At 67.0% G+C, this 26,419-nt stretch carries 21 protein-coding genes and 3 rRNA genes; 1 reads left to right on the top strand and 23 read right to left on the bottom strand.

Annotation, left to right across the window (positions count from 1 at the left end):
* Nucleotides 1-60: 60 nt before the first annotated feature.
* The 15 genes from BN13_RS15690 to BN13_RS15615 form a co-directional block, all read right to left on the bottom strand.
* The gene (locus BN13_RS15690) at nucleotides 61-1,026 is read right to left on the bottom strand and encodes a copper transporter (protein ID WP_048548138.1); all 966 of its coding nucleotides are present in this window, start codon (nucleotides 1,024-1,026) and stop codon (nucleotides 61-63) included.
* Nucleotides 1,023-2,204: a putative cytokinetic ring protein SteA gene (gene steA, locus BN13_RS15685; RefSeq protein WP_048548137.1), complete on the bottom strand. Its 1,182-nt coding sequence runs from the start codon at nucleotides 2,202-2,204 to the stop codon at nucleotides 1,023-1,025. The genes BN13_RS15690 and steA overlap by 4 nt, the downstream gene beginning before the upstream one ends.
* Nucleotides 2,205-2,230: 26 nt before the next feature.
* A complete protein-coding gene (gene recN / locus BN13_RS15680; protein ID WP_048548136.1) occupies nucleotides 2,231-3,973 on the bottom strand; it encodes a DNA repair protein RecN in 1,743 nt (580 codons plus the stop codon).
* A gap of 5 nt (nucleotides 3,974-3,978) precedes the next feature.
* Nucleotides 3,979-4,905 (bottom strand): NAD kinase, encoded by a 927-nt coding sequence (locus tag BN13_RS15675; RefSeq protein WP_048548135.1) that lies wholly within the window; start codon nucleotides 4,903-4,905, stop codon nucleotides 3,979-3,981.
* Nucleotides 4,902-5,732 (bottom strand): TlyA family RNA methyltransferase, encoded by an 831-nt coding sequence (locus BN13_RS15670; RefSeq protein WP_157038632.1) that lies wholly within the window; start codon nucleotides 5,730-5,732, stop codon nucleotides 4,902-4,904. The genes BN13_RS15675 and BN13_RS15670 overlap by 4 nt, the downstream gene beginning before the upstream one ends.
* Nucleotides 5,733-5,760: 28 nt before the next feature.
* Nucleotides 5,761-5,994, bottom strand: a complete 234-nt coding sequence (locus BN13_RS15665) for a hypothetical protein (protein WP_048548133.1) — start codon at nucleotides 5,992-5,994, stop codon at nucleotides 5,761-5,763.
* Nucleotides 5,991-6,647 carry a hypothetical protein gene (locus BN13_RS15660; protein ID WP_048548132.1) on the bottom strand — a complete coding sequence of 219 codons (657 nt, stop codon included), beginning with the start codon at nucleotides 6,645-6,647 and terminating at the stop codon, nucleotides 5,991-5,993. Before BN13_RS15660 ends, BN13_RS15665 begins: the two co-directional genes overlap by 4 nt.
* Before the next feature lie 30 nt (nucleotides 6,648-6,677).
* Nucleotides 6,678-7,685 carry an HAD-IIA family hydrolase gene (locus BN13_RS15655; RefSeq protein WP_235434081.1) on the bottom strand — a complete coding sequence of 336 codons (1,008 nt, stop codon included), beginning with the start codon at nucleotides 7,683-7,685 and terminating at the stop codon, nucleotides 6,678-6,680.
* Nucleotides 7,686-7,689: 4 nt separating this feature from the next.
* A complete protein-coding gene (locus tag BN13_RS15650; RefSeq protein WP_048548131.1) occupies nucleotides 7,690-8,382 on the bottom strand; it encodes a tetratricopeptide repeat protein in 693 nt (230 codons plus the stop codon).
* A gap of 614 nt (nucleotides 8,383-8,996) precedes the next feature.
* A 5S ribosomal RNA gene (rrf, locus tag BN13_RS15640) occupies nucleotides 8,997-9,113 on the bottom strand.
* 106 nt (nucleotides 9,114-9,219) lie between these two features.
* Nucleotides 9,220-12,315 (bottom strand): 23S ribosomal RNA (locus tag BN13_RS15635).
* 338 nt (nucleotides 12,316-12,653) lie between these two features.
* Nucleotides 12,654-14,173 (bottom strand): 16S ribosomal RNA (locus BN13_RS15630).
* The 16S, 23S and 5S rRNA genes sit together here, the layout of an rRNA operon.
* Nucleotides 14,174-14,816: 643 nt before the next feature.
* Nucleotides 14,817-16,094 (bottom strand): tyrosine--tRNA ligase, encoded by a 1,278-nt coding sequence (gene tyrS / locus BN13_RS15625; protein WP_048548129.1) that lies wholly within the window; start codon nucleotides 16,092-16,094, stop codon nucleotides 14,817-14,819.
* A 124-nt stretch (nucleotides 16,095-16,218) separates the two neighbouring features.
* Nucleotides 16,219-16,590, bottom strand: a complete 372-nt coding sequence (locus BN13_RS15620) for a TfoX/Sxy family protein (protein WP_048548128.1) — start codon at nucleotides 16,588-16,590, stop codon at nucleotides 16,219-16,221.
* Nucleotides 16,591-16,600: 10 nt separating this feature from the next.
* Entirely contained in the window at nucleotides 16,601-17,212 is a 612-nt protein-coding gene (locus tag BN13_RS15615) for a GNAT family N-acetyltransferase (RefSeq protein WP_048548127.1), read from the bottom strand.
* Between the two features lie 68 nt (nucleotides 17,213-17,280).
* Here BN13_RS15615 and BN13_RS15610 point away from each other — a divergent pair, with 68 nt between their 5' ends.
* The gene (locus BN13_RS15610) at nucleotides 17,281-18,321 is read left to right on the top strand and encodes an adenosine deaminase (protein WP_235434080.1); all 1,041 of its coding nucleotides are present in this window, start codon (nucleotides 17,281-17,283) and stop codon (nucleotides 18,319-18,321) included.
* On the opposite strand, the gene BN13_RS15605 is transcribed toward BN13_RS15610, so the two are convergent.
* The 8 genes from BN13_RS15605 to argC are packed head-to-tail and all read right to left on the bottom strand — an operon-like array spanning nucleotide 18,285 to nucleotide 26,310.
* Nucleotides 18,285-18,932: a DNA-3-methyladenine glycosylase gene (locus tag BN13_RS15605; RefSeq protein ID WP_048548125.1), complete on the bottom strand. Its 648-nt coding sequence runs from the start codon at nucleotides 18,930-18,932 to the stop codon at nucleotides 18,285-18,287. The two genes, BN13_RS15610 and BN13_RS15605, sit on opposite strands and share 37 nt — an antisense overlap.
* A gap of 31 nt (nucleotides 18,933-18,963) precedes the next feature.
* Nucleotides 18,964-20,412: an argininosuccinate lyase gene (gene argH, locus BN13_RS15600; protein WP_048548124.1), complete on the bottom strand. Its 1,449-nt coding sequence runs from the start codon at nucleotides 20,410-20,412 to the stop codon at nucleotides 18,964-18,966.
* Entirely contained in the window at nucleotides 20,409-20,912 is a 504-nt protein-coding gene (locus BN13_RS15595; protein WP_048548123.1) for an arginine repressor, read from the bottom strand. Before BN13_RS15595 ends, argH begins: the two co-directional genes overlap by 4 nt.
* Entirely contained in the window at nucleotides 20,909-21,856 is a 948-nt protein-coding gene (gene argF / locus BN13_RS15590) for an ornithine carbamoyltransferase (RefSeq protein ID WP_048548122.1), read from the bottom strand. The genes BN13_RS15595 and argF overlap by 4 nt, the downstream gene beginning before the upstream one ends.
* Nucleotides 21,857-21,908: 52 nt before the next feature.
* Entirely contained in the window at nucleotides 21,909-23,096 is a 1,188-nt protein-coding gene (locus BN13_RS15585) for an acetylornithine transaminase (protein ID WP_048548121.1), read from the bottom strand.
* On the bottom strand, nucleotides 23,093-24,055 hold the full coding sequence (gene argB, locus BN13_RS15580; RefSeq protein ID WP_048549297.1) for an acetylglutamate kinase: 963 nt from the start codon (nucleotides 24,053-24,055) through the stop codon (nucleotides 23,093-23,095). The genes BN13_RS15585 and argB overlap by 4 nt, the downstream gene beginning before the upstream one ends.
* Before the next feature lie 33 nt (nucleotides 24,056-24,088).
* Nucleotides 24,089-25,240: a bifunctional glutamate N-acetyltransferase/amino-acid acetyltransferase ArgJ gene (gene argJ, locus BN13_RS15575; protein ID WP_048548120.1), complete on the bottom strand. Its 1,152-nt coding sequence runs from the start codon at nucleotides 25,238-25,240 to the stop codon at nucleotides 24,089-24,091.
* A gap of 26 nt (nucleotides 25,241-25,266) precedes the next feature.
* Nucleotides 25,267-26,310 (bottom strand): N-acetyl-gamma-glutamyl-phosphate reductase, encoded by a 1,044-nt coding sequence (argC, locus tag BN13_RS15570; protein WP_048548119.1) that lies wholly within the window; start codon nucleotides 26,308-26,310, stop codon nucleotides 25,267-25,269.
* Nucleotides 26,311-26,419: the final 109 nt, after the last annotated feature.

Here is a 26,419-nt window from a genome sequence, read left to right as displayed (position 1 = left end):
GAGGGCGCTGCCGACGGCGGCGGCGGCGATCGCGCCGCGTGAGGTGACCGGCACCGGGGGTCAGCCGCCGGCCGGGAAGGCGCTGGTGGCGCCGGGCGCGACCCCATACTGACCGCTCCTGCCGGTGAGTTGCTCAGCCAGGCCGAAGACGATGCTCGCCTGCCCGATCGTCGTCGCGGCGTCGTCGACCGTCGAGACCGCCCGGCGCATGGCCGAGTCGCTGCGGGAACTCGCGATCGCAGACACGGCCGCGGTCTGGGCCGGGTCGAGGGTGCCGGCGAGGACGGCACCGTCGGCGCGGGAATCGAGGGCAGCGGTGAGCGCGGCGTCCGCCTCCACTTCGGCGCTCGCCGTCTCGGTGGCCTCCCGGCCGGGGCCGGTGAGGACGACGATCGCGGTCGCCGTCGAGGCGGGCAGCGCGCGGTCGACGATATTCGCCGCGCGCAGGCGTCGCCAGGCCTCCTCGCGCGACTCCGTCGTCGGGGTGTATGGAGTGCTGGTCGTCTCCCCGACCACGGGCACCTTGGCAGCGAGGACGACGGCGATGACCGCGTCCAGTGGGGTGCCGGTGACGGCTCCGTCCGGAATGGCGAGGAGGGTGCTGAGTTCGGCGCCCAGCGACTCGCGGGCCGCTACGGCGCTGGGCGCGGGATCGGCATACGAGGCACCGAGAGCAACGCGGCCGACGACCCTGGCACCGGCCGCGGCCAGAGTGTCCTCGGTCGTTGTGATCAAGGCGGCCGGTGTGCCAGGAAGGGTGACGATGGTGACCGCCCGGCCGGACAGCTTCCCCGAGACGGTGTCCGGGAGCCGCGCTGCCTCGAAGTTTTGGTGCGCGGCCAGTGACCTGGTCGCCGCGTCCAATTGGGTCCGCAGGTCGGTCTTGTCCTGGCGCAACGTCTTGACCTCGCTGTTGACCGACTCGAGGATCCCCGAGTTGAGCGGTCCGGCGCCGAGAACGATCCCGACCGCGAGCGCGATGAGAACCGAGGCCAGCGAGACGAGGTGGTAGCGGAAATCGATCACGAGAACACCCCAGTGAGTGCGGCCCACAGGTCGTCCCAGCGGGCACCGATGAGGTTCAACAGGACGGCCCCGCCGGGCGTGGCGGACAGGGCGAGTCCGAGAACGAGGAGCGGCACCAGCAACATCGCGACGATCGAGCCGAGTGAGATGCGGGTGCGGTAGAGCCGGGAGACCCCTTTGGCGTCGACGAGTTTCGACCCGACTCGCAAGCGGGTCAGGAAGGTGCTCGACATACCCTTTCGACCCTTGTCGAGGAACTCCACGAGGGTAGCGTGGGTGCCGACCGCGACGATGAGGCTGGCCCCCTTGTCGTCGGCCAGGAGCATGGCCACGTCCTCGCTGGTGCCGGTGGCCGGGAAGACCACCGGGGTGACCCCGAGGTTCTGGACCCGTTCGACGCCCGGCGCGTGCCCATCGCGATACGCGTGCACGACGACCTCGGCGCCGCAGCGCAGGGTCGCGTCGGAGACGGAGTCCATGTCGCCGACGATGAGGTCGGGGGTGTGGCCGGCCGCGACCAGGGCGTCGGCACCCCCGTCGACACCGATGAGCACGGGCTTGAACTCCCGGATGTAGTGACGCAGCGCTTGGAGGTCCTCCTTGTAGTGGTATCCCCGCACGACGATGAGGGCGTGCCGGTCCTCCAGGTCGGTGCGGATATCGGGAACGCCGACGCCATCGAGCAGGAGGTCCTTCTCGCGGACCAGATAAGCCATGGTGTTCTCGGCGAAGGCCTCGATCTGGTCGGACAGGCCGGCGCGGGCCTCGACCATGGCCGCCTGGACGCCGTCGGGCGTCAGCCGGCGACCGGTCGCCACGTCGGCGCCGCCGACGCGCAGGACGCTGTCGTCGATCTCGACCCAGTCTCCGTCCCGAACCGCGTCCATGACGCTCGATCCAACGTCGTCCAGGAGCGGGATCCCGGCCTCGAGGATGATCTGCGGTCCGACATTGGGATAGCGGCCGGTGATCGACCGGCCGGCATTGACGACGACGCTGGGCCGGCAGGCGACCAACGCCTCGGCGCTGACCCGGTCGATGTCGTCGTGGTCGATGATGGCGACCTCGCCCGGGCGAAGCCGTTTCGTCAGATTCTTCGTCCGCCGGTCGACACCTGCCCGGCCCGTCGCGCCTGGCGGCGGCGGGCCCGGGGGGCGGCGAAGCAGAGACTTGACCATCCCGCCCATCGTTTCACGCCGCCGCCTCAGCGGTCGCGCGTGATCGACGTGGCGCGAGCGCGAAGTTCGGCGGCGTGCGAGCGCGCGGTCGGGGAGTCCGTGCCGGCCATCATCCGGCCGAGCTCGCCTTCGCGGTCATCACCGTCGGTGAGGGTCCGGATGCCGCTCGCCGTGACCGGGCCGTCGGTGTCCTTCATCACCACGAGATGGCGGTCGGCGAAGGCCGCGACCTGCGGAAGGTGGGTGACGACGATGACCTGCGCGGAGCGGGCGAGCCGGGCCAGGCGGGCGCCGACGTCGAGCGCGGCGGCGCCGCCGACGCCGGCGTCGACCTCGTCGAAAACATAGGTCGGTATGGTCGCGATCCGCTCCCCCAGCGCCACCTCGATGGCGAGCATGACCCGGGACAGCTCGCCGCCGGAGGCGGACTTGACGATGGGCCGTTCAGGCAGGCCCGGACCGCTGCGGAAACGGAACTCGATCTCGTCGGCCCCGTTGCGGGTGACCCGCACCGGGTCGCTGTCCCCCGGCCGGAGCAGGCCGCCGGTATCGGCGCGGGCGCTGACGTCGACCGTGACGAGCGCGGCACCCATCGCCAGGTGGGCCAGCTCGCTGGTCACTGCCTCGCCGAGGACGCTCGCCGCGGCCTCTCGCTCGGCGCTGAGCGCGGCAGCGGCCGCGGCCGCAAGGGTCCTGGCTTGGTCCTCCTCCGCTCGCGCGGCGGCCAGATCGTCAGCGGCCGTATCGATCGCGTGGAGCCTCCCGCTCGCCTCGGCCAGCCACGCGAGGGTCGCCTCGACGTCACCACCGAAGTCGCGGGTCACCTCGCGCAAGCGGGCGCGCCGGTTCTGCACCTCTGCCAACCGATCGCCGTCGAGGTCGATGCCCGAGGCGTAGCCGGAGAGGTCGGCGCCGAGATCGGAGGCCAACGCGGCGAGGTCATCGAGTCGCGCGGCGAGCATCGCCAGTTGTGGGTCGTGACCGAGTTGGGGGCCGAGCAGACCCCGGGCCGCAGCGAGGAGCCCGACCGCGTCGGCCGCACCCGCGCCGTCGTCGCCGACCAGGGCGGCGGACGCGGCCAGCGCCGCCGTGCGCAAGCCCTCGGCATGCCCGAGACGTTCGTCCTCGGCCCGGAGTGCGGCGTCCTCACCGGGCTGGGGATCGACGGCCTCGATCCGCTCGACGCCCGCCCTCAGGGCGTGCAGATCGGCATTGCGGGCCTGGGTGAGGTCGACAAGCCGGGCGCACTCCTGCTCGGCGGCCCGCCACCCCGCGTAGGCCTGCTGATAGGACGCGAGCGCAGCGGCCAGGCCCGGGCCGCCGAAGGCGTCGAGCAGGGCGCGCTGCTCCTCGGCCGAGCGCAGCCGCCATTGGTCGGCCTGACCGTGGACGACGACCAGGTCCTCGGCAAGTTCAGCAAGGACCCCGGCCGGAACGGTTCGACCCCCGGCGACGGCGCGCGACCGCCCGGCGGCCGTCACTGTCCGGGCGAGAAGGAGTTCGTCTTCGACGTCGCCGCCGGCCTCGCGGGCCCGGGCGAAAGCGGGATGATCGGTGTCGCCCTCGATGACGCCTTCCACGCTCGCCTGGGCCGCGCCGGAGCGCACGAGCCCGGCGTCGGCCCGGGCGCCGAAAAGCAGGCCGAGGCTGTGGACGACGAGCGTCTTGCCGGCGCCGGTCTCGCCGGTGACGACGTTGAGTCCCGGCCCGAGTTCGACGGCGACGTCGTCGATAACCCCCAGGCTGCGGATGCGGAGTTCGCGGAGCACCTCCGTTAGGCCTCGCCGACCGTGCGGGCGCGGGCGGCCCCGCGCCAGCCCCCGACGGGGAGGGCGAACTTCTCGACCAGCCGGTCGGTGAACGGCTGGCTACCCAACCGGGCCAAACGGACCGGCTCCCCCGATCGGCGGACCTCGATCCGGGCACCGGGCGGAAGGTCGATGGCCCGCCGGCCGTCGCACCAGAGGACTCCGTGGCCCTCATTGTGCGGGACGACGTCGACGGCGAGCCGAGAATCCGGCCCGACGACCACCGGCCGGGAGAAGAGCGCGTGGGCGCTGATCGGGACCAGCAGGATCGCATCGAGGTTCGGCCAGACGATCGGCCCGCCGGCCGAGAAGGCATACGCCGTCGACCCGGTCGGGGTGGAGATCACCACGCCGTCGCAGCCCCAGGTGGACAAGGGCCGCCCGTCGATCTCGGCGGTCAGCTCGAGCATCCGCTCGCGGGCGGCCTTCTCGACGGTGGCCTCGTTCAGCGCCCAGGTGCTCGTCAGCGGACGACCGTCGACGGTCGCGCAGACGTCCAGGGTCATCCGGTCCTCGACCTGGTAGTCGCGCTCGAGGATGCGCTCGATCGTCTCGTGGCTCTCGTCCTTCTCGGACTCGGCGAGGAACCCGACATGACCGAGGTTGATCCCGAGGAGGGGAACCCCGGATCCGCGGGAGAGCTCCGCGCCACGCAGGATCGTGCCATCACCGCCGAGGACGAGGACGAGTTCGCACCCGTCGGCCAGCATGGCGGCATCGGACGCCACGGCGCCGTCGGGCAGCGGGTTGCCCAGATGCTCGGCATCGCTCGGATCCAGGACGACGTCGACCCCGGCGGAGGTGAGCCGGGTGACCACTGCTCCGGCCAGCGCGGCGGCCTCGGGACGGCGCGGGTGGAGGACGAGCAGGATGCGCCGGTCGGCTCGGGTCATCGCTCCTCCTCGTTGTCGTCCATGGCCACGGTCGCAGCCTTCCGCAGGAGAGCTTCCCACGCTGACCCGACAACGTCGTGCGCTAGGTCGTCGCGGCGTAGCCACAGGAGGTACTCGTGGTTGCCGTGCCCGCCCCGCAGTGGGCTGCGGATCAGCCCACCGGGCGCGAGGCCGATCGACCGCGCGGTCTCGAGGACGGCGGCAAGCGCGCCTTCCCGGTGATCCGGGCGCCGCACGATGCCGCCCTTTCCGAGGCGCTCGCGGCCGACCTCGAACTGCGGTTTGACCAGCAGCACCAGGTCGCCACCGGGTCGGACCAACCGGGCCAGGTCGACCAGGACGGTGCGCAGGGAGATAAAGCTCAGGTCGGCAACCAGCAGGTCGACCGGACCCCCGACGGTCGCCGGGTCGAGGTCGCGAACAGACACGCCGGAGAAATCGGTCACTCGGTCGTCGGCGGCGACGACCGGGGCGAGCTGGCCGTGGCCGACGTCGACGGCGGCGACCCGGGCCGCCCCACGAGCCAGGAGCACCTGGGTGAAGCCGCCGGTGCTGGCGCCGGCGTCGAGCGCGTCCCGGCCGGCGACGATGAGCCCGGCCGGGGCGAACTCCGTCAACGCAGCGAGCAGTTTCTCGGCCCCGCGCCCCACCCATCGGGTACCGCCACATGTCACGGTGATATCCGCATCCGCGCTCACCGATGTGGCCGCCTTCGTCACGGTTCGGTCATCGACCCTGACCAGGCCGTCGCGAATGAGGTCTCGGGCCTCGGCCCGGGACCGAGCCAGGCCACGAGCGACCAGGTCGGCATCCAGTCGAGTGGTCACGTCGATAGTTGGGAGCGAGCAGGAACGGCTACGGTCGCAGGTCGCTCAGCCGAGCGGACAACGTCGCCTGCAGGTGCTCACCGGCCGCCAAGAGTCCGTCGAGGTCGGTGTCGGGGACCTCCCGGAGTCCGGCGAGGGCAGCGTCGACGACGAGATCGCCGGTGGCGTCCCCGGTGGATCCGGCCGTCCCGACCGGTCCGGGCACCTCGTCCGTGCGGGTCGCGACCGGCGGACGCGGCCCGGGCAGCGGAATGCTGCTCACGAGGTCCCCTCATCCGTCGTATGCCGCCCGCTCCCCTTGGGGGTCGACCGGCGGGAACGAGGAGTTGCCGTTCGAGCGGGGCGCGCAGAGGCCTTCTGGGCCGGCGCGGACGCACTCGGCGCCGCCGACGTCGCCGTGGCCTTGGCAGGCTGGGTCGCCTTGGCGGTCTTGGCCGGACGACTGGTCTTCGCGGTTTTGGCCGGACGGGCCACCTTGGCGGTCTTGGTCACCTTGGCGGTCTTGGTCACCTTCGCGGACTTGGCTGATCTTGCGGTGCCCGCTGCTGAGGCGGGAGCCACGGGTTCGTTCGTCGGCGGCACCGACAGGCGACGGATAGCCGCCCGGGGTGGGCGGACGCCGGACGTCGCCCGGGACGCGGGCTGCGCCGGGGAGGCTGGCTCGGTCGCGGGGCGTAACGTCGTCGCCGGCCGGCGAGCGGCGAGCGCGGCGGAGGTCGCGTCCAGGTCACCGAGTTCCGGCTCACGCCAGCGCCGCGCCGGGGCAACCGCCACCGGACCCGGCGGGCTGCTCCCCAGCGGGTCCTGCTCGAGGGCGGTGTTGAGGAAGCGCACCGCCTCCAGCGAGCGGGCCAGGACGAACTCGGTCGCCGCCAGCGTCGTGGCCAGGGCGCCGCGGGCGAGGTTCTCCAGCACGTACTGACTCCTTCGGTCTCGGCGAACACCTCAGCCTAGTTCGCCGAGGCGCCGAACCTGGGCAGCAAACTCGTCGAGTCGCTCCCCTCCGGCGTCGGCGAATCGCCATACGGCCTGCAGGGCTGCCCGCGCGGCGTCGAGCCCGTCCTCGCCCGAACGGCCGGTGACCGCCAGGGCGTCCCCCGAGATCCGCGCGACACTTGCCCCACAGGCGACGGCGCCGTCGGGAAGGTCGACCGGATCGGGGTACTCTTCGGCCAGGCCGCGCAGATCGCGCAGCACATACCGAGGGCGGCGAGCCGGCGCCGCCAGGGCCGCATCTGCGAGATTGTGGACGCCGGAGAGTACGAGCAGGCAATCCATACCGGCCGCGGTCGCCCCCTCGACATCGGTTTCGAGCCGGTCACCGATCCCCAGCGCGTCGGCCGGCGCCACCCCGAGCACCCGGACACTCATCAGGTACAGCGGCGCGTGGGGCTTCCCGACGACCACCGGCTGCCGGCCGGTGGCGGTGGCGACGGCCGCGACGAGGGTCCCATTGCCGGGGGCGATGCCTCGCTCCGTGGGCAACGTCAGGTCGTCGTTGGTCGCGATCCAGGCCGCTCCCCGTTCGATGGCGTATGCCGCTTCGGCCAGGTCCCGCGCCCGAACGTCCGGCCCGTAGCCCTGGAGGACCGCCACGACGCCGTCCGCCGCATCAGTGACGACCCGAAAGCCGTTGTCGCGGAGAGCTTCGGCCACGCCTGCGCCGCCGACCGCGAGCACCGGTGATCCGGCCGGGTATCGTGCCGCGATCTGCGCCGCCCCGGCCATCGAACTGTTGACGACGGCCTCGGGGCCGGCGGACAGCCCGAGCTGTCGGAGGTGGGCAGCCACCTCCGCGGGCGGCCGGGAGGCATTGTTGGTGGCGTAGACGACGGGACGCGAGCACGCATTGAGGGACTGCACGGCATACGGAACCGCTTCGGGACCGCGATAGACGACACCGTCGAGGTCGCAGACCAAACCTCGATAGCGCTCCAGGAGAGGCGCGCCCACCGGATCAGTCCTCGGTGCCGGGGTCGGGCAGCTCGTCGTCCTCGAAGGCATCGGTAAAGACGACACCGTCCAGCTCGTCGACGCGTTCGGCGGCATCGGTGGTCTCGTCGGCGTCGACGGCCGCCGCGCGGGCGAACCAGTCGCGGGCCTTCGCCTGGTCACCACGCGCCAAAAGTGCGTCGGCATACGCATAGCGCAGCCGCGCCGACCAGGGTCGATCGGGACCGGCGGCGAGCGGCTCCAGCCCGAGCACGGCGGCGTCGACCTGCCCGAGGTCTCGCCGGACGCCCGAGACGACGATCGCCAGCTCGACCTGCTCGGCGGCATTCAGGGACGCGGCGTCGCTGCTGCCGGCCAAGTCAAGGGCACGATCGAGTCGCCCGAGTCCGCGCTCGCAATCGACCATGAGGGGCAACAGGTGCGCAGACCCACTCAAGCGCTTAGCGGTGCGGAACTCCGAGAGGGCGCGGGCCCACTCACCGGTCCGGTACGCGACCATGCCCATTGCCTCACGGACGGCAGGCACCCGGCCGGCCCGCCGGACCGCAGTCTCAGCGTGCGCCAGCGCCGCCGGGTAATCCTCTTCTTCGAGCCGCACCGACACCATGACCAGGTGGCCGGCCACACCGTCGGCGTTCTCCTTGGACAGGGTCCGAAGTTGCTGATGCACCCCACGGTCCAGTTCGCGCCCGGTCACCCAGCCAGGGATCGCCGGCTCGGGCCGTCGTGGGGCAGACGACGTCAGCCGCGGACCGGACGGCCCGCGACCCTCACCGCCTCGGGGAGTGCGGTCGCGACCGGGCTGGTCCTCCCGCCGGTCCCGTCTACCCCGGTCGTCGCGCCGATCCCGGTATGGGCGGTCATTGGCTCGGTCGTTGCCCGGCCGGACATCCCGCCGGTCAGAGTATGGGCGGTCGCTCCCCCGGTCGTTTCCCCGCCGGTCGTCGCCCCGGTCACGGAAGGGTCGACCCTCACGACCCTCCTGGGAGGGTCGGTCATCACGCCGGTCCCTGCCGGGACGGTCATCACGCCGTGCCGATCCCGAGAAATTCCTTGCCGGCCGCCCCCCATCGCTACGGCGAGGACCGTCCGGACGCCCGCCTCCGCTGCGCCGCTCAGCACCGTCCCCGCGGGGACGCTCGCGCGGTGACTCGTCCCGGCCGCGGTCGCGATCAGCGCGCCGGCCTCGATCCTCTGTCGACATGGGGTCCATCCTTCTCCTGCGCAGCGCACGATGCGCGGCGGCATGGTCGCCAAAATACAAGAACGCCCTCGACCGAGTTTCCTCGGGAGGGCGTTCTTGGAAAGTATGTCCGGCTGCGTCCTACTCTCCCACACCGTCACCAGTGCAGTACCATCGGCGCTGAAGGGCTTAGCTTCCGGGTTCGGAATGGAGCCGGGCGTTTCCCCTTCGCTATGACAGCCGAAACTCTATGGAGATTTCAATCGCATCCCACGCAGAGCATGGGACCCCGACCGTATCTCGGGAACTGCACAGTGGACGCGAGCAAAATCTTTGACATCGTGCGATGTGTTGGTCAAGTTGTCGGCTTATTAGTACCAGTCAGCTACATGCATTGCTGCACTTCCACGTCTGGCCTATCAACCCAGTCGTCTACTGGGAGCCTCTCGGGGCAAGCCCCATGGAAACCTCATCTTGAAACGTGCTTCCCGCTTAGATGCTTTCAGCGGTTATCACTTCCGAACGTAGCCAATCAGCCGTGCCCTTGGCAGAACAACTGACACACCAGAGGTTCGTCCATCCCGGTCCTCTCGTACTAGGGACAGCCTTTCTCAAGTTTCCTACGCGCGCAGCGGATAGGGACCGAACTGTCTCACGACGTTCTAAACCCAGCTCGCGTACCGCTTTAATGGGCGAACAGCCCAACCCTTGGGAGCAACTCCACCCCCAGGATGCGACGAGCCGACATCGAGGTGCCAAACCATGCCGTCGATATGGACTCTTGGGCAAGATCAGCCTGTTATCCCCGGGGTACCTTTTATCCGTTGAGCGACGGCGCTTCCACGAGCCACCGTCGGGTCACTAGTTCCGACTTTCGTCCCTGCTTGACTTGTCAGTCTCACAGTCAAGCTCCCTTGTGCACTTACACTCGAAGTCTGATTGCCAACCAGATTGAGGGAACCTTTGAGCGCCTCCGTTACATTTTAGGAGGCAACCGCCCCAGTTAAACTACCCACCAGGCACTGTCCCTGATCCGGATCACGGACCGAGGTTAGATATCCAGAACGACCAGAGTGGTATTTCAACGTTGACTCCACACACACTGGCGTGCATGCTTCATAGTCTCCCACCTATCCTACACAAGCCGTCCCGAACACCAATACCAAGCTATAGTAAAGGTCCCGGGGTCTTTCCGTCCTGCTGCGCGTAACGAGCATCTTTACTCGTAATGCAATTTCGCCGAGTTCGCAGTTGAGACAGTGGAGAAGTCGTTACGCCATTCGTGCAGGTCGGAACTTACCCGACAAGGAATTTCGCTACCTTAGGATGGTTATAGTTACCACCGCCGTTTACTGGGGCTTAAATTCTGAGCTTCGACTTGCGTCTAACCCGTCCTCTTAACCTTCCAGCACCGGGCAGGCGTCAGTCCGTATACATCGTTTTGCAACTTCGCACGGACCTGTGTTTTTAGTAAACAGTCGCTTCTCCCTGGTCTCTGCGGCCCATCATCCTAGTCCGTAAAGGACTTCAGAATCCGGGCCCCCCTTCTCCCGAAGTTACGGGGGCATTTTGCCGAATTCCTTAACTACGATTCACTCGATCGCCTTGGTATTCTCTACCTAACCACCTGAGTCGGTTTGGGGTACGGGCGGCTAGAACCTCGCTAGAAGATTTTCTTGGCAGCATAGGATCACCCTGCTTCCCGCATTCGCGGTCACTATCAGGTCTCAGGATATGTGTGAGACGGATTTGCCTATCTCACTCCCTACACCCTTGGACGTGGACAACCATCGCCACGCGGAGGCTACCTTCCTGCGTCTCTCCATTGCTTGACTACTACCAGTTCGGGTCGCGCGCTCCGCCGGCGTCAGTCCGAAGACATCAGCCGGTTTTGGGCGCTTAGCATTACTGGGTTCATCATGGGCGGTTCTTCGCCGGTTCCGGAATATCAACCGGATGTCCATCGACTACGCCTGTCGGCCTCGCCTTAGGTCCCGACTTACCCAGGGCAGATTAGCTTGACCCTGGAACCCTTGGTTATTCGGCGGACGGGTTTCTCACCCGTCATTCGCTACTCATGCCTGCATTCTCACTCGTGTGGCGTCCACGGCTGGATCACTCCGCCGCTTCACTCGCCACACGACGCTCCCCTACCCATCAACACGCTTGGACATTACTGCCAGGCAGTGTGTCAATGCCACAGCTTCGGCGGTGTGCTTGAGCCCCGCTACATTGTCGGCGCGGAATCACTTGACCAGTGAGCTATTACGCACTCTTTAAAGGGTGGCTGCTTCTAAGCCAACCTCCTGGTTGTCAATGCAACTCCACATCCTTTCCCACTTAGCACACGCTTAGGGGCCTTAGCTGGTGGTCTGGGCTGTTTCCCTCTCGACTACGGAGCTTATCCCCCGCAGTCTCACTGCCACGCTATCACTTATCGGCATTCGGAGTTTGGCTAACGTCAGTAACCCGGTGGGGCCCATCGGCTATCCAGTAGCTCTACCTCCGATAAGAAACACGTGACGCTGCACCTAAATGCATTTCGGGGAGAACCAGCTATCACGGAGTTTGATTGGCCTTTCACCCCTACCCACAGCTCATCCCCTCAGTTTTCAACCTAAGTGGGTTCGGTCCTCCACGACGTCTTACCGTCGCTTCAACCTGGCCATGGGTAGATCACTCCGCTTCGGGTCTAGACCCGGCGACTAAAACGCCCTATTCGGACTCGCTTTCGCTACGGCTTCCCCACACGGGTTAACCTCGCCACCGAGCACTAACTCGCAGGCTCATTCTTCAAAAGGCACGCTGTCACCTCACAAGGAGGCTCCAACGGATTGTAGGCACACGGTTTCAGGATCTATTTCACTCCCCTTCCGGGGTACTTTTCACCTTTCCCTCACGGTACTTGTCCGCTATCGGTCACCAGGGAATATTTAGGCTTAGCGGGTGGTCCCGCCAGATTCACACGGGATTTCTCGGGCCCCGTGCTACTTGGGATATTTCTCTGAAGTTCACGCCATTTCGTCTACGGGGGTCGCACCCTCTGTGCCGGGCCTTTCAATGCCCTTCGACTATGACGCGAATTTTTGACTCCATGCCGGCCTGTCAGAGCCGGCTGAGAAATCCCACAACCCCGAACATGCAACGCCTGACAGCTATCACACATGCTCGGTTTAGCCTGTTCCGCTTTCGCTCGCCACTACTAACGGAATCGCGGTTGCTTTCTCTTCCTGTGGGTACTGAGATGTTTCACTTCCCCACGTTCCCTCTACTCACCCTATGTGTTCAGATGAGAGTGGCTGGACTTGCCTCCAGCCGGGTTTCCCCATTCGGAAATCCTCGGATCACAGTCTGGTTATCGACTCCCCGAGGCTTATCGCAGATTCCTACGTCCTTCTTCGGTTCCTGGTGCCAAGGCATCCACCGTGTGCCCTTATAAACTTGAGCCACAAAGATGCTCGCGTCCACTGTGTAGTTCTCAAAATACGGGCGGTACTCACTGTCGTGTCCGTGCCTGCCGCGAGGGCGGTGGTTCAGCGGATGCAGTGTGTCCGTAGCCGGCCTAGCCGGCCCCAAAGGTTTCGGTTGCCCGAGCCTTCAGGACCCAACAGCGTGTCAGGCAGTCACATCCACCAGTCTGCGTTCCACTGTCCTTGCGGACTTGTACTTGCATGACTGCTCCGATATGAGCTGCCAAGTAATCGATGTTTCACCCATGAGCTCCTCCTCGTGGGCATTCGCCACGAGCGAGGCTCTGGATCGCTTGCGCGACCAGCGCTCCTTAGAAAGGAGGTGATCCAGCCGCACCTTCCGGTACGGCTACCTTGTTACGACTTAGTCCCAATCGCCAGTCCCACCTTCGACGGCTCCCTCCTAAAAGGTTGGGCCACCGGCTTCGGGTGTTACCGACTTTCGTGACTTGACGGGCGGTGTGTACAAGGCCCGGGAACGTATTCACCGCAGCGTTGCTGATCTGCGATTACTAGCGACTCCGACTTCATGGGGTCGAGTTGCAGACCCCAATCCGAACTGAGACCGGTTTTATGGGATTCGCTCCACCTCGCGGTTTAGCAGCCCTTTGTACCGGCCATTGTAGCATGTGTGAAGCCCAAGACATAAGGGGCATGATGATTTGACGTCATCCCCACCTTCCTCCGAGTTGACCCCGGCAGTCTTCTATGAGTCCCCGCCATAACGCGCTGGCAACATAGAACGAGGGTTGCGCTCGTTGCGGGACTTAACCCAACATCTCACGACACGAGCTGACGACAACCATGCACCACCTGTATACCGACCTTGCGGGGCACCCATCTCTGGATGTTTCCGGTATATGTCAAGCCTTGGTAAGGTTCTTCGTGTTGCATCGAATTAATCCACATGCTCCGCCGCTTGTGCGGGCCCCCGTCAATTCCTTTGAGTTTTAGCCTTGCGGCCGTACTCCCCAGGCGGGGCGCTTAATGCGTTAGCTGCGGCACAGAACTCGTGAAAAGAGTCCCACACCTAGCGCCCAACGTTTACGGCGTGGACTACCAGGGTATCTAATCCTGTTCGCTACCCACGCTTTCGCTTCTCAGCGTCAGTAATGGCCCAGAGACCTGCCTTCGCCATTGGTGTTCCTCCTGATATCTGCGCATTTCACCGCTACACCAGGAATTCCAGTCTCCCCTACCACACTCTAGTTTGCCCGTACCCACTGCAGGTCCGGGGTTGAGCCCCGGATTTTCACAGCAGACGCGACAAACCGCCTACAAGCTCTTTACGCCCAATAATTCCGGACAACGCTCGCACCCTACGTATTACCGCGGCTGCTGGCACGTAGTTAGCCGGTGCTTCTTCTGCAGGTACCGTCACTTTCGCTTCTTCCCTGCTGAAAGCGGTTTACAACCCGAAGGCCTTCATCCCGCACGCGGCGTCGCTGCATCAGGCTTTCGCCCATTGTGCAATATTCCCCACTGCTGCCTCCCGTAGGAGTCTGGGCCGTGTCTCAGTCCCAGTGTGGCCGGTCGCCCTCTCAGGCCGGCTACCCGTCGTCGCCTTGGTGAGCCGTTACCTCACCAACAAGCTGATAGGCCGCGAGTCCATCCCAGACCGAAAAACTTTCCAGACAGTAGCCATGCGGCTCCGTCTCGTATCCGGTATTAGCAGCTGTTTCCAACTGTTATTCCAGAGTCTGGGGCAGGTTACTCACGTGTTACTCACCCGTTCGCCACTGATCAGAGGAGCAAGCTCCTCGTCACCGTTCGACTTGCATGTGTTAAGCACGCCGCCAGCGTTCGTCCTGAGCCAGGATCAAACTCTCCGTTGATGTTTGAATCTCACGGGCAGGCCGCGAGAAATCAAGACCCTCGAAGGGTAATTTCACTGACTGAGCAAGAACAACTAGCAATTGCTAGATGATCGTTGTCAACCAAAAGGATTTTCGTGTAGGACTGTGATCGTCAGGACATTTGTCCCTATCGATTGCAGACCTACGACGAGGTTATTGGCATCGATTTTTGACACGCTGTTGAGTTCTCAAGGTTCGGACGCGCACCATCACTCGCGATCGAGACGATCACTTGTTTTGGGGCAACCCTTCAAGCTTACCGCACCCATGCTTGGGCGTCAAATCCGTCATCCGCACTTCGTCGGCCGGTTAGTTGACGCGCTTGGACTTGCGCGGTGACCAGACTCTAGCAGCCTCTCGGCTGACTCCCAAATCGACGCTTGGTCCGATGCGGCACCGGTTGTCCTGACTGCTCAGGCCATCTGGTGGAGCTGGGTCAGTCCGTGAGACCGGCCGGCTTCGTCAGGAGTATCGCTCCTGCGGTGGCGTCCGTTCCTCCCTGTCGGGCTGACATGGAAAACATTAGGCGACGTCTTTAAGATCGTGCAAATCCGAGGTGACTCCCGGGCGTGTCGCGCGTCGGTTAAGCCTGAAAACCTCTGCGCGGCAAACTATTTGGGAGTCAGCGTGCACGTCGGGCGGCAAACTGCGCCTTCCGCCCACGCTTGAGAACGGCCACGCGCCCGTGGATGAAGTCGTCGTCCTCGAGAGTGCGCTCACCATCGACCACCTTGTCTCCGTTCAAGGACACAGCGCCCTCTGCAAGAGTCCTTCGCGCACTATTGCGGGACTCGGCCAAGCCGACGGCCACCAGGGCGTCGGTGAGCGTCATACCAATCTCAACCTCCGCGCCGGGCAACTCCGCCGTTGCGTCGCTCAGAGTCTGAGCATCGAGACTCCGCACGTCCCCATTGCCGAAAAGCGCCGCCGAAGCGGCGAGGACTGCGGTCGTGGCGTCGGGCCCGTGGACGAGGGTGGTCATGTCACCAGCTAGGGCGCGCTGGGCGGCGCGCCGGAAGGGCTCCTCGGCTACCTGCCGCTCGAGGTCGGCGATCTCCGCCGCGGTCCGGTCGGTGAACACCTTCAACAAGGTGATGACCGAGGCATCCTCGATGTTGAGGAAGTACTGGTAGAAGGCGTAGGGGCTGGTCATGTCCGAGGACAGCCAGATGGCGTTGCCCTCGGACTTGCCGAACTTCACGCCCGCGGCGTCGGTGAGTAGTGGTGAGGTCATGGCGTGGACGGTCGCCCCCTCGACACGGTGCACGAGGTCGACGCCAGCGGTGATATTGCCCCACTGGTCGGAGCCGCCGATCTGGAGGGCACAGCCATACGCCCGGAACAACTCGAGGTAGTCCAGGGCCTGCAGTAGCTGGTAGCTGAACTCGGTGTACGAGATGCCTTCCTGGCTTTCCAGACGCGCGGAGATGGCTTCCTTCTTGATCATCTGGTTGACCCGGAAGTGCTTGCCGACCTCGCGCAGGAAGTCGAGCGCCGTCATCGGGGCGGTCCAGTCGAGGTTGTCGACGAGCCTTGCTGGGTGGTCGCACAAGGGGTCGGTGCCATCGAAATCGAGGAACGGCCGGACGAGATCCTTGATGCGCGCGACATTGGCCGCGGTCTGTTCCTTGGTCTTCAGCACCCGCTCGCTGGTGGGCTTTGGGTCGCCGATGAGGCCGGTCGAGCCGCCAACGAGGCAGATGACCTTGTGGCCGGCGCGCTGCATGCGGCGCAGGGCGACCAATTGCACGAAGTTGCCGAAGTGGAGGGATGGCGCGGTGGGGTCGAAACCGCAATAGACCGTGATCGGCCCGTCGTCGAGGGCTCGGCGCAAGGCAGCCTCGTCGGTGGACTGCGCCACCGCTCCCCGCCACTGCAGCTCATCGAGGACGTTGCTCACGCTGGTGCTTCCCTTCGGTCGTATGCCGTGTGCTCCCCCGCTGACGACGCGGGCGGGCCCAGCCTGCCATGGCTTCGCCCACCGGGGTCGCGGGATTTCGGCGCATGGACCGGGTCGCTTGACCTCAGGCTCGGGGTTTGCGTCCCATCGGCTTCTTTGTCGCGGACTTCGGCGGGAGGGAGCGCACATAGCTGACGCCGCGATCAACCCATTCGGCGAGGGCTTCCTCGGTGTCCACCGCGGCCTGGTCGACATGCAACCACCCGGTCATGAAGCGCGACCCCATGTGCATCTGCTCGACCCCCGCACGTTCGACCAGCGTTGCGCCCTCGGCAGGATCGACCCGAGCCATCAGGTGGCCCTTGCCGCCCGCGGCGATCGCCATGTGACCGTCCACGAGGAAGGCGAGCCCGCCGAACATCGCCTTCTCCTGCACGCCCTCCACCCCCGAGATCGCGCCACGGATCCGCTCGGCCAACTCACGGTCATACGCCATGTCCGGAACGCTAGCCGGTCCGCACCGCTGTCGCCGCCGGGGCGGCGGCTCGCCACTCTTCGGCCAGGATCGCGTAGGTATAGCCGTCGAGCCAGCCCATCTCGGCATGCCACGAGTCCTGGACGCCGTGCTGTTCCCGACGCATTCCGCACTTCTCCATGACCCGCCAAGAGCCGATGTTGTCGGCGAAGCAGCCGGCCGTGACCCGATGCAATCCCAGGTCGAAGGCCAGGTCGAGCATGGCCGCGACGATTTCGGTTGCCAGACCCCGACCATGCACGGTGGGGTCGAGGAGGTAGCCGAGCGATCCCTGGGCGCTGCGCCACGGCAGGTCCGCGGCGTTGGGTGCACGCATACCTTGACCCATGGCGTCGGCGACCTCAATCGAGCCGGTCCCGATGACGCGCCCGTGGAGGACCGCGACCACCGAGTGGTCGAAGGGGTCATCCGCACCCGCCAGCCAGGCCGATCGCCAGGAGTCGGGATCGACCGTCGTGCTCAACATCCAGCGCGTGACGGCGGGGTCGTTGCGCCAGGTCAGAACCTGGTCGAGGTCGTCCAGCGACGGGATGCGCAACTCCAGACGCGGGGTACGGCGCGGCCACAAAGAGTGCTCGGTCATGGGCACAAGCTAGCGAGGACGAGATGGCCGGGCGAGTGAATTGGCGGGGCAGCGGCATACTCACTGCCGTGACCGGACCCGATCTGACTTCCTTCATCGCCGGCCTGTCGAAGGCCGAATTGCACGTCCACCACGTCGGATCGGCGTCGCCGCGGATCGTGGCCGATCTGGTGGCCAGGCACCCGAGCCCGACCGTGCCGGCCGACCCGGAGGGCCTGCGGGAGTTCTTCACGTTCACTGATTTCGCGCACTTCATCGACGTCTATCTGGCGGTCGTCGACCTCGTCCGGACCCAAGAGGATGTGCGACTACTTACGTATGAGGTCGCCAAAGACCTTGCGACGCAGCAGGTTCGGTATGCCGAGCTGACCATGACGCCGTACACCTCGGTGTTGCGCGGGATCCCCATCGAGGCCTATACGGAGGCTATTGAGGACGCCCGCCGAGCGGCGGAGCGCGACCACGGGATCGTACTCCGCTGGATCTACGACATCCCCGGCGAGGCCGGGCTGGAGTCGGCGGATGCGACGATCCGGTATGCCGAGAGGCACGCCCCCGACGCCCTCGTCGGCTTCGGTTTGGGCGGCCCGGAGATCGGTGTCCCGCGCCCACAGTTCGCGCCGCACTTCTCGCGGGCGCGCGCGGCAGGGCTGCATTCGGTGCCACATTCCGGAGAGTCCACCGGGCCCGACACCGTCTGGGACGCCATCCGCGACCTGGGCGCCGAGCGCATCGGCCACGGCATCGCCGCCGCGACGGATCCCGCTCTCGTGGCGTATCTGGCCGAGCACCGCATCCCCCTGGAGATCTCGCCGACCTCCAATCTCGCGACGCGGGTCGTGGAGCGGATCGAGGAGCACCCGGTCCGGGCGCTGCGCGACGCCGGGGTGATCGTGACGATCAATAGCGACGATCCGCCGATGTTCAACACCACTCTCAGTGCCGAATACGCCACGGCGGCAAGGCTTCTCGACCTCGACGAGGCGGGCTTGGCGGAGTTGGCGACCACTGCCGTCGACGTCTCCTTCGCGCCCGAGGACGTCAAGATCAGGCTGCGGGGCGAGATCGCCGACTATCTCGCGCGCTTCCGCACGACTCCGGGACGATAGGCGCTGACGGTCGGCTCGCCGTCGAGCCAAAAGCGCCAGGGGTATGCCGTGCCGTCCCCGCCCGGGCCGCTCACCCCGACCCGTGGCCCGGTGCGGATCGTGGCGGCATCGATGGGGGTTAGTGGCGCGTTGATGCGCGGCTCGGCGGCGGGGCCGCACAGGTCGGCGCCATTGTCGGGACGGCCCAGGCCCATCGTCACGGTCAGCCGCGCGGGGCCGCGGGCCCAGTCGCGCTCGCGGATGCCCGGCCGCCGAGCCGCTGCTAGGTCGTGTCCAGCGACGACTTCACCGGCGCGCAGCAGAACGGCGGAGGCGAAGCCATCGCTGCCCGTGACGACATTGGCGCAAAAGTGCATGCCATAGGTGAAGTAGACGTAGAGGTGCCCGGCGGGACCGAACATCACCGCGGTGCGGGGAGTTTGGCCACGGAAGGCGTGCGAGCCGGGATCGCCCTTCTCCCCCGCATACGCCTCGACCTCGGTGAGGCGCAGCGTCACTCCGGCATTGACCAGGAGGCAGCCGAGCAGCGCCGGCGCGACCTCGAGGACGTCGCGCGCGAAGAAGCTGCGACTCAGGGGCTCAACCTCGGGCACCCTCGCAAAGTACGACATTCGGCGGCCCAGAACCCGCCGAATGTCGTACTCAGCGGGGAGCCCGGGCCTGGGCGACGGCGTTCTTGGCAGCGATCAGCTGTTCCGCGACGCGGACAGGAGCCGTGCCGCCCTTGGCGTCGCGGGAGGCCAGGGACCCCTGGACCGACAGCACCTCGCGCACGCCGGGGGTCAGATGCGGGGAGATCGCGGCGAGATCGGCGTCGCTCAGATCCCAAAGCTCAATGCCGCGCGTCTCGCACTCGCGGACGCACGCACCGGCGACTTCGTGAGCGATGCGGAAGGCGACACCCTCCCGGACCAGCCACTCGGCAATATCCGTGGCAAGCGAGAAGCCTTGGGGGGCGAGGCTTTCGAGGCGCTCGGTGTCGAAGGTCATGGTCGCGATCATTCCCGCGAAGGCGGGCAGGAGGACGTCGAGGGTGTCGATCGCGTCGAAGACCGGCTCCTTGTCCTCCTGCAGGTCCCGGTTGTAGGCCAGCGGCAGCGACTTCAGGGTCGTCAGCAGGCCGGTGAGGTCGCCGACGAGCCGGCCGGCCTTGCCCCGCGCGAGTTCGGCGATATCGGGATTCTTCTTCTGCGGCATGATGCTCGACCCCGTGGAGTAGGCGTCATCGAGTCGGATGAAACCGAACTCCTTGGTTGCCCAGACCACAACCTCCTCGGCGATCCGGGAGATGTCGACAGCGGTCATCGCGCACACAAAGGCGAACTCCGCAGCGAAGTCACGGCTGGCGGTGCCGTCGATGGAGTTCTCGACGGAACTGGAGAAGCCGAGATTCGCGGCGACCTTCTCCGGGTCCAGGCCGAGGGATGAGCCGGCGAGAGCGCCGGAGCCGTATGGCGAGTGGTCGGCCCGCCGGTCCCAGTCGGCGAAGCGCTCGACATCGCGCAGCAGCGCCCAGACGTGCGCCAGCAGGTGGTGGCTGAGCAGCACCGGCTGGGCATGTTGGAGATGGGTGCGGCCCGGCATCGCCACACCGAGGTGGCGATCCGCCTGCGCGAGAAGGGCATCGACGATATCGAGGATGCGACCGGTGAGGTGCTGGGCCTGCTCGCGGAGGTACATCCGGAACAGGGTCGCGATCTGGTCATTGCGGGAGCGGCCCGCGCGCAAACGTCCGCCGACATGGGCGCCGGCGCGCTCGATCAAGCCCCGCTCCAAGGCGGTGTGCACGTCCTCGTCGTCCTCGGCGGGAGTGAAGGAGCCGGAGACGACATCTGCTTCGAGTTGGTCCAGGCCGGACAACATCGCCGTGAGTGCGTCGTCGTCGAGGAGGCCAGCGGCCGCGAGGACCTGCGCGTGGGCACGGCTGCCCGCGATGTCGTGGCGCGCCAGGCGCCAGTCGAAGTGGGTCGACTTCGACAGTGCTGCTAGGGCATCCGCCGGTCCGCCGGCGAACCGGCCACCCCACAGGCTGAGCTTCTCCCCCGGCGCCGTCGAGCCGTTCGCCTCGTCGACCTTCTCGTGGTGGTTCACTGGCTTTCCTTCCCGGACAGGGAGAGCAGGTGAGCGGCGACCGCCTCGCTGGCGGCCACGCCTTCGGTGATGAGCATGATCGTGTCATCCCCGGCGATGCTGCCGAGCACGCCCTCGACCTGACCGGTGTCGATGGCCGAGGCGAGAAAACTCGCGGCGCCGGGCGGGGTGCGCAGCACGACGAGATTGGCCGAGACGGCCGCGGAGACGAGCAGTTCGTGACACCGGGAGGCCAGGCGACGGCTAACTTCCACGCGGTCCGGGGCCGGGCGGACCGAGCGATCGCCGCCCTCGCCGGGCACGGCATACATCAGATCCTTGCCGACGCGCACCTTCTCGGCGCCGAGCTCGACGAGGTCCCGGGAGAGGGTGGCTTGGGTGACCTCAATGCCTTCGGCCGCAAGGAGGTCCAGCAACTCCCCCTGGGACTTGACGGCGAACTCGCCGAGCAGGTCACTGATGCGCTGCTGGCGCGCGCCGCGGGACGTGGCGACCGTCATCCGTCGGCCCGGACTTGGTCGAGGAGGAACGCCAGGACCGCCTTCTGGGCGTGGAGGCGGTTCTCGGCTTCGTCCCAGACGACGGATTGCGGTCCGTCGATGACCTCACTCGCGACCTCGTAGCCGCGGTAGGCGGGCAGGCAGTGCAAGAAGATCGCGTCAGGGTCCGCTAGGCCCATCAACTCCGGCGTCACCGCGAACTTCTCGAACGGTGAGCCGGCGCCCTGCCGGTCGGCCTTTTCGGACTCCATCCCCATCGACACCCAGGTGTCGGTGATGACGACATCCGCGCCGTGAACGGCCGCGACCGGATCGTCCCCCACGCGAACAGAACCGCCGGTCTTCGTCGAAATCGCCTGCGCCCGAGCCAGAATCGCCGGCTTTGGCTGATGGGCGGCGGGTGTTCCGATGCGGACATGGATGCCCGCGAGCGCGCCGCCGAGGAGATAAGAGTGGGCCATATTGTTGGCGCCGTCGCCGACATAGGCCATGGTCAGACCTGCGAGGCGTCCCTTGTGTTCGAGGATGGTCTGCAGGTCGGCAAGGATCTGGCACGGGTGGTAGTCGTCGGTGAGGGCGTTGATGACGGGGACGCCCGCGTGCCGGGCCATCTCCTCCAAACGGTCCTGGCCGAACGTGCGCCAGACGATCGCGCGCGACTGCGGTCCGAGCACACGAGCGACATCAGCGATCGATTCGCGCTCGCCGACCTGGGCAAGGGTGGCGTTCACAATCAACGGATGACCGCCCAAGCCCGTAATGGCGCCCACGAACGACACCTGGGTGCGCAGGGTCGGCTTGTCGAAGAGGACGGAGACGATCTGCGGGCCCTCGAGAGGACGCTCACTGAAGGGTGCGGCCTTTAGCGCAATCGCTCGCTGCAGCACCTCGGCCTGCTCCTGCGGGGAGAGGTCGTCGTCGGAGAGGAAGTGGCGGATCGGCATACGGATCAAGGGCTTTCCGGAGTTGGGGCTTTCGGATTGTCGGCTGTTGTGGTCAGGACGTGGCGGCGTCGAGAAGCCCGGGGAGGGCGTCGACGAAGGTCGTCAGCTCCGCGCCGGTGATGATCAGCGGGGGCGCGAGGCGCAGGACGTCCGGCGCGACGGGGTTGACGATGAAGCCGGCCTCCCGGGCGCGAGCGGCGGCGGTTGGCGCGACGGGTTCGGTGAGGGTGATGCCGCGCAACAGGCCTCTTCCGCGCACGCCCGAGATGAGCGGATGGTCCAGCGCGCGGACGGCGTCGGCGAACTCCTCCCCGACGCGCGCCGAGTGCTCCAACAGGCCATCCCGGGTGATGGTCGCCATGACGGCGAGTCCGGCGGCACAAGCGAGCGGATTGCCGCCGAAGGTCGTGCCGTGCATGCCGGGCTGGAGGAGTCCGGACACCTCCGGGCCGAAGGTCATCAGGGCCCCGATCGGCACGCCGCCACCGAGACCCTTGGCGATGGTGATGGCATCCGGGACGATGCCGGCGCCTTCGAAGGCGAACCAATCGCCGGTGCGACCGATGCCGGTCTGCACCTCGTCCACGATCATTAATACACCGGCGTCGCGAGTGAGTTCGCGGACCCGCTGGAGGTAGCCCGGCGGTGGCTCGATGACACCTGCCTCGCCCTGAATCGGTTCCAGGACAACGGCTCCCACCTCGGGCGTGAGGGCAGCAGCGAGGGCGGCGGGATCGCCATACGGGATGTGGGTGACGCCCGGGAGGAGGGGCTCGAACGGCTCTCGGTATGCCGCTTTGGCCGTCAGCGCCAGCGCCCCGGTGCTGCGGCCGTGGAAGGCGCCGTGCGCGGCGATGAGACCGGGCCGGCCGGTGCGGCGCGCGAGTTTGATCGCCGCCTCCATCGACTCGGTGCCCGAGTTCGTGAAGAAGACCCGGGACCCGTCGGGGGCGCCAGCGGCGCGCAGGAGGGCCTCGGCGAGCCCGATCTGGGCGCGGGTGGTGAAGAAGTTGGAGACGTGGACGACCTCGCCAACCTGCTTGGAGACGGCGCCGACGAGCTCGGGATGGTTGTGGCCGAGCGCGTTCACGGCGATGCCCGCGAGCAGGTCCAGATAGCGCTTGCCGTCGACGTCCCAGACGTAGCAGCCCTCGCCGCGGTCCACGACCAGCGCTGGGGTGCCGAATACGCCCAGCAAGGCGTGTCCGTAGCGGCCGAGGAGGTCCCCGTTGGTCGTCATGGCAGGTCTCCTTGGGTCGGAATCTCGTCCGCCACCACGAGCCGGTCCGGCACGATCATGGTGCCAATGCCCTCGGAGGTGAAGACTTCCAGCAGTAGCGAGTGGGGTTGGCGGCCGTCGATGACGTGGGCCTGCGGGACGCCGCGCTCGACGGCGGCGATGCAGGCCTCCAGCTTGGGGATCATCCCGTCGTCGACCTGGGTGAGCAGGGCGCGGGCGGCCGTTAAGTCCATCGAGGACAGCAGGCTGTCCCGGTCGGGCCAGGCGACATACACGCCCTCCACGTCGGTGAGCACGACGAGCTTGCGGGCACCGAGTGCCGCCGCGAGGGCAGCCGCTGCCGTGTCGGCGTTGACATTGAGCACCTGGCCGTCGACATCAAGATCCGGGGCGATCGTGGAGACGACCGGGATTCGGCCAGTGGCCAGGATGTCTTGCACCGCAGAGGGATTGACTCGGACGACCTCCCCGACAAGGCCGATGTCGTGCTCGACCCCATCGATGACAACGCCGCGCCGCCGAGCCCCGAAGAGCGCCGCATCCTCGCCCGAGAGACCCACGGCGATCGGGCCGTGCTGGTTGAGGAGACCCACGAGTTCGCGACCGACCTGACCGGTGAGCACCATCCGGACGACGTCCATGGTCTCGGGCGTGGTGACGCGCAGGCCACCCTTGAACTCGCTTGGAATGCCGAGCCGAGTGAGCATGGCCTTGATCTGAGGTCCGCCACCGTGCACGACGACGACGCGCAAGCCAGCAAAGCGCATGAAGGCGACGTCCTGGGCGAACGCCTCCTGCAGGGAACGGTCGGTCATCGCATTGCCGCCGTACTTGACCACGACGAGGGCGTCGCGGAACTGCTCCAGCCACGGCAGCGCCTCGGCGAGGGTGGCCGCCTTGGCCTGGGCAGCGGCAATGGCGGCGGAATCGGGGGCCGCGCGCATGGTGGTGCCGGTCATGAAGGTGCCGGTCATGGTGGTGATGGCTCGCGATCAGGTGCTGTAGGCGGAGTTCTCGTGGACGTAGTCGTGCGTCAGGTCGTTGGTCCACACGGTGGCTGCCGCGTCGCCCGACTTGAGATGGACGACGATGTGGACTTCCCGTGGGGAGAGGTCCACCAAGGTGCGGTCATCGCCGACGCCGCCCGCGCGGCATACGAGAATGCCGTTGATGGCGACGTCGATTGTGGCCGGGTCGAAGGCGGCGTCGGTGGTGCCGACTGCCGCCAGGATGCGGCCCCAGTTGGGGTCGCCGCCGAAGATCGCGCACTTGAAGAGGTTGTTCCGCGCGATCGAACGCGCGACCGTGAGCGCGTCGGATTCCGTTGCGGCAGAGACCACATCGATACGAATGTCGTGGGCGGCACCCTCGGCATCGCGCACGAGTTGCATGGCGAGGTCGGCGCACACCTCGGTGAGGGCACGCTCGATCGCGTGATCAGGAACGGGTATGCCGCTGGCCCCCGACGCGAGGGCAATGACCGTGTCGTTGGTAGACATACACCCATCGGAGTCGACCCGATCGAAGGTGAGCCGAGTGGCCGTGCGGAGCGCCGCCTCCAGTTGCGCGGCGGAGACGATGGCATCCGTGGTCAGCACGACGAGCATCGTGGCCAGTCCGGGCGCGAGCATCCCGGCGCCCTTGGCCATGCCGCCCACACTCCACCCGGTGGCACGGAAGGACGCCTGCTTGGAGACCGTGTCGGTGGTCATGATCGCCTCCGCCGCAGCCGGTCCCCCGTCCGCCGACAGGCTCGTCGCGACTGCCTCGCAGCCGGAGAGCAGCTTGGCCATCGGGAGCAACTCCCCGATCAGCCCCGTCGAGCACACGGCGACATCGCCGGCGCTGATGCCGAGCAGGTCCGCGACCTTTTCGGCCGTCGCGTGGGTGTCCTGGAAGCCCTGGTGACCGGTGCAGGCGTTGGCGCCGCCGGAGTTGAGGATGACCGCGTCGAGGCGGCCGTCGGCCACCGCCTGGCGGGACCATAGGACCGGTGCGGCCTGAACGCGGTTGGAGGTGAACACCGCGGCGGCGACATGCTCGGGCCCGTCGTTGACGACGAGTGCGACATCGGGCCGACCGCTGGCCTTGAGGCCGGCGGTCGCGCCGGCGGCCCGGAAGCCGGTGGGACGGGTGACGGACATCGGGAATCCTGGTGGGTGAGAAGCGATCAGGGGGCAAGTCCGGCCAGCGACAGGCCGGTGAGTTCGGGCAAGCCGAGGGAGAGGTTGAGGCATTGGATCGCCGCCCCGGCGGTCCCCTTGGTCAGGTTGTCGATGGCGGAGATGGCGACGAGCCGTCGGAGCCGCTCGTCGACCGTCACCTGGAGATGAACGACGTTCGCGCCGAGGACATCGGCGGTGCGCGGCCATACGCCCTCGGGGAGGAGGACGACGCAGGGCTCCGCGGCATACGCACTGAGGTAGGCGTCGCGAACCTGCGCGGGCGTGACCCCGTCGACGAGCTTCGCCGTGCTGGTGGCGAGGATACCGCGGGCCATCGGCGCCAGGGTTGGGGTAAAGGAGGCGGTCACGGGCTGGCCGGCCGCCCGGGCGAGATTCTGCTCGATCTCCGGCGTATGGCGGTGCACCCCACCGACGCCGTAGGGCGACATCGAGCCCATCACCTCGCTACCGAGGAGGTGCGGCTTGAGTGATTTGCCGGCGCCGGAGGTGCCGGAGGCCGCGACGATGACGATGTCGTCGGGATGGGCGAGGCCGTGGTTGAGCGCGGGGGCCAGGGCCAGGGTGATGCCGGTGGGATAGCAGCCGGGCACGGCGATCCGGGTGGCACCCCGGAGGGCGTCACGCTGATTGCCTTGCGCCAGTGGCAGTTCGGGGAGGCCGTAGGGCCAGGACCCGGCATACGCAGTGTCGTAGAAATGCGTCCAGTTGTCGGCCGATTCGAGTCGGAAGTCCGCCCCGCAGTCGATGATGACCACCTCGGGCGGGAGTTGCGCGGCGAGCGCGGCGCTGTGCCCGTGCGGGAGCGCCAAGAACACCGCGTCGTTCCCGGCGAGCACCTCGGCGTTGGTGTCCGCCAAGACTCGATCCGCGAGCGGGGTGAGGTGGGGATGGATGGACCCGAGTCGCTGGCCGGCGTTGCTGGCCGCGGTCACCGATCCGATCTGCACCTCGGGATGCGCGAGGAGCAGCCGCAGGAGCTCCCCCCCGGCATACCCACTCGCCCCCGCCACGGCGACCCGCACAGTCATACGCATGACTATACATTCCTTCGCAAGATCATGCAGGTCTGGGTTGGCCTGACGAACTGCTGCTAGCAGCAGTTAGTCAACTGTGGACACCTTGCAAGGTGTCCACAGT

The organism is Nostocoides jenkinsii Ben 74, assembly GCF_001046875.1.
GTDB classification, from domain to species: Bacteria; Actinomycetota; Actinomycetes; order Actinomycetales; family Dermatophilaceae; genus Nostocoides_A; species Nostocoides_A jenkinsii.
Note: the sequence above shows the minus strand (reverse complement) of the source record. Positions and strands in the feature narration are given on the sequence as shown.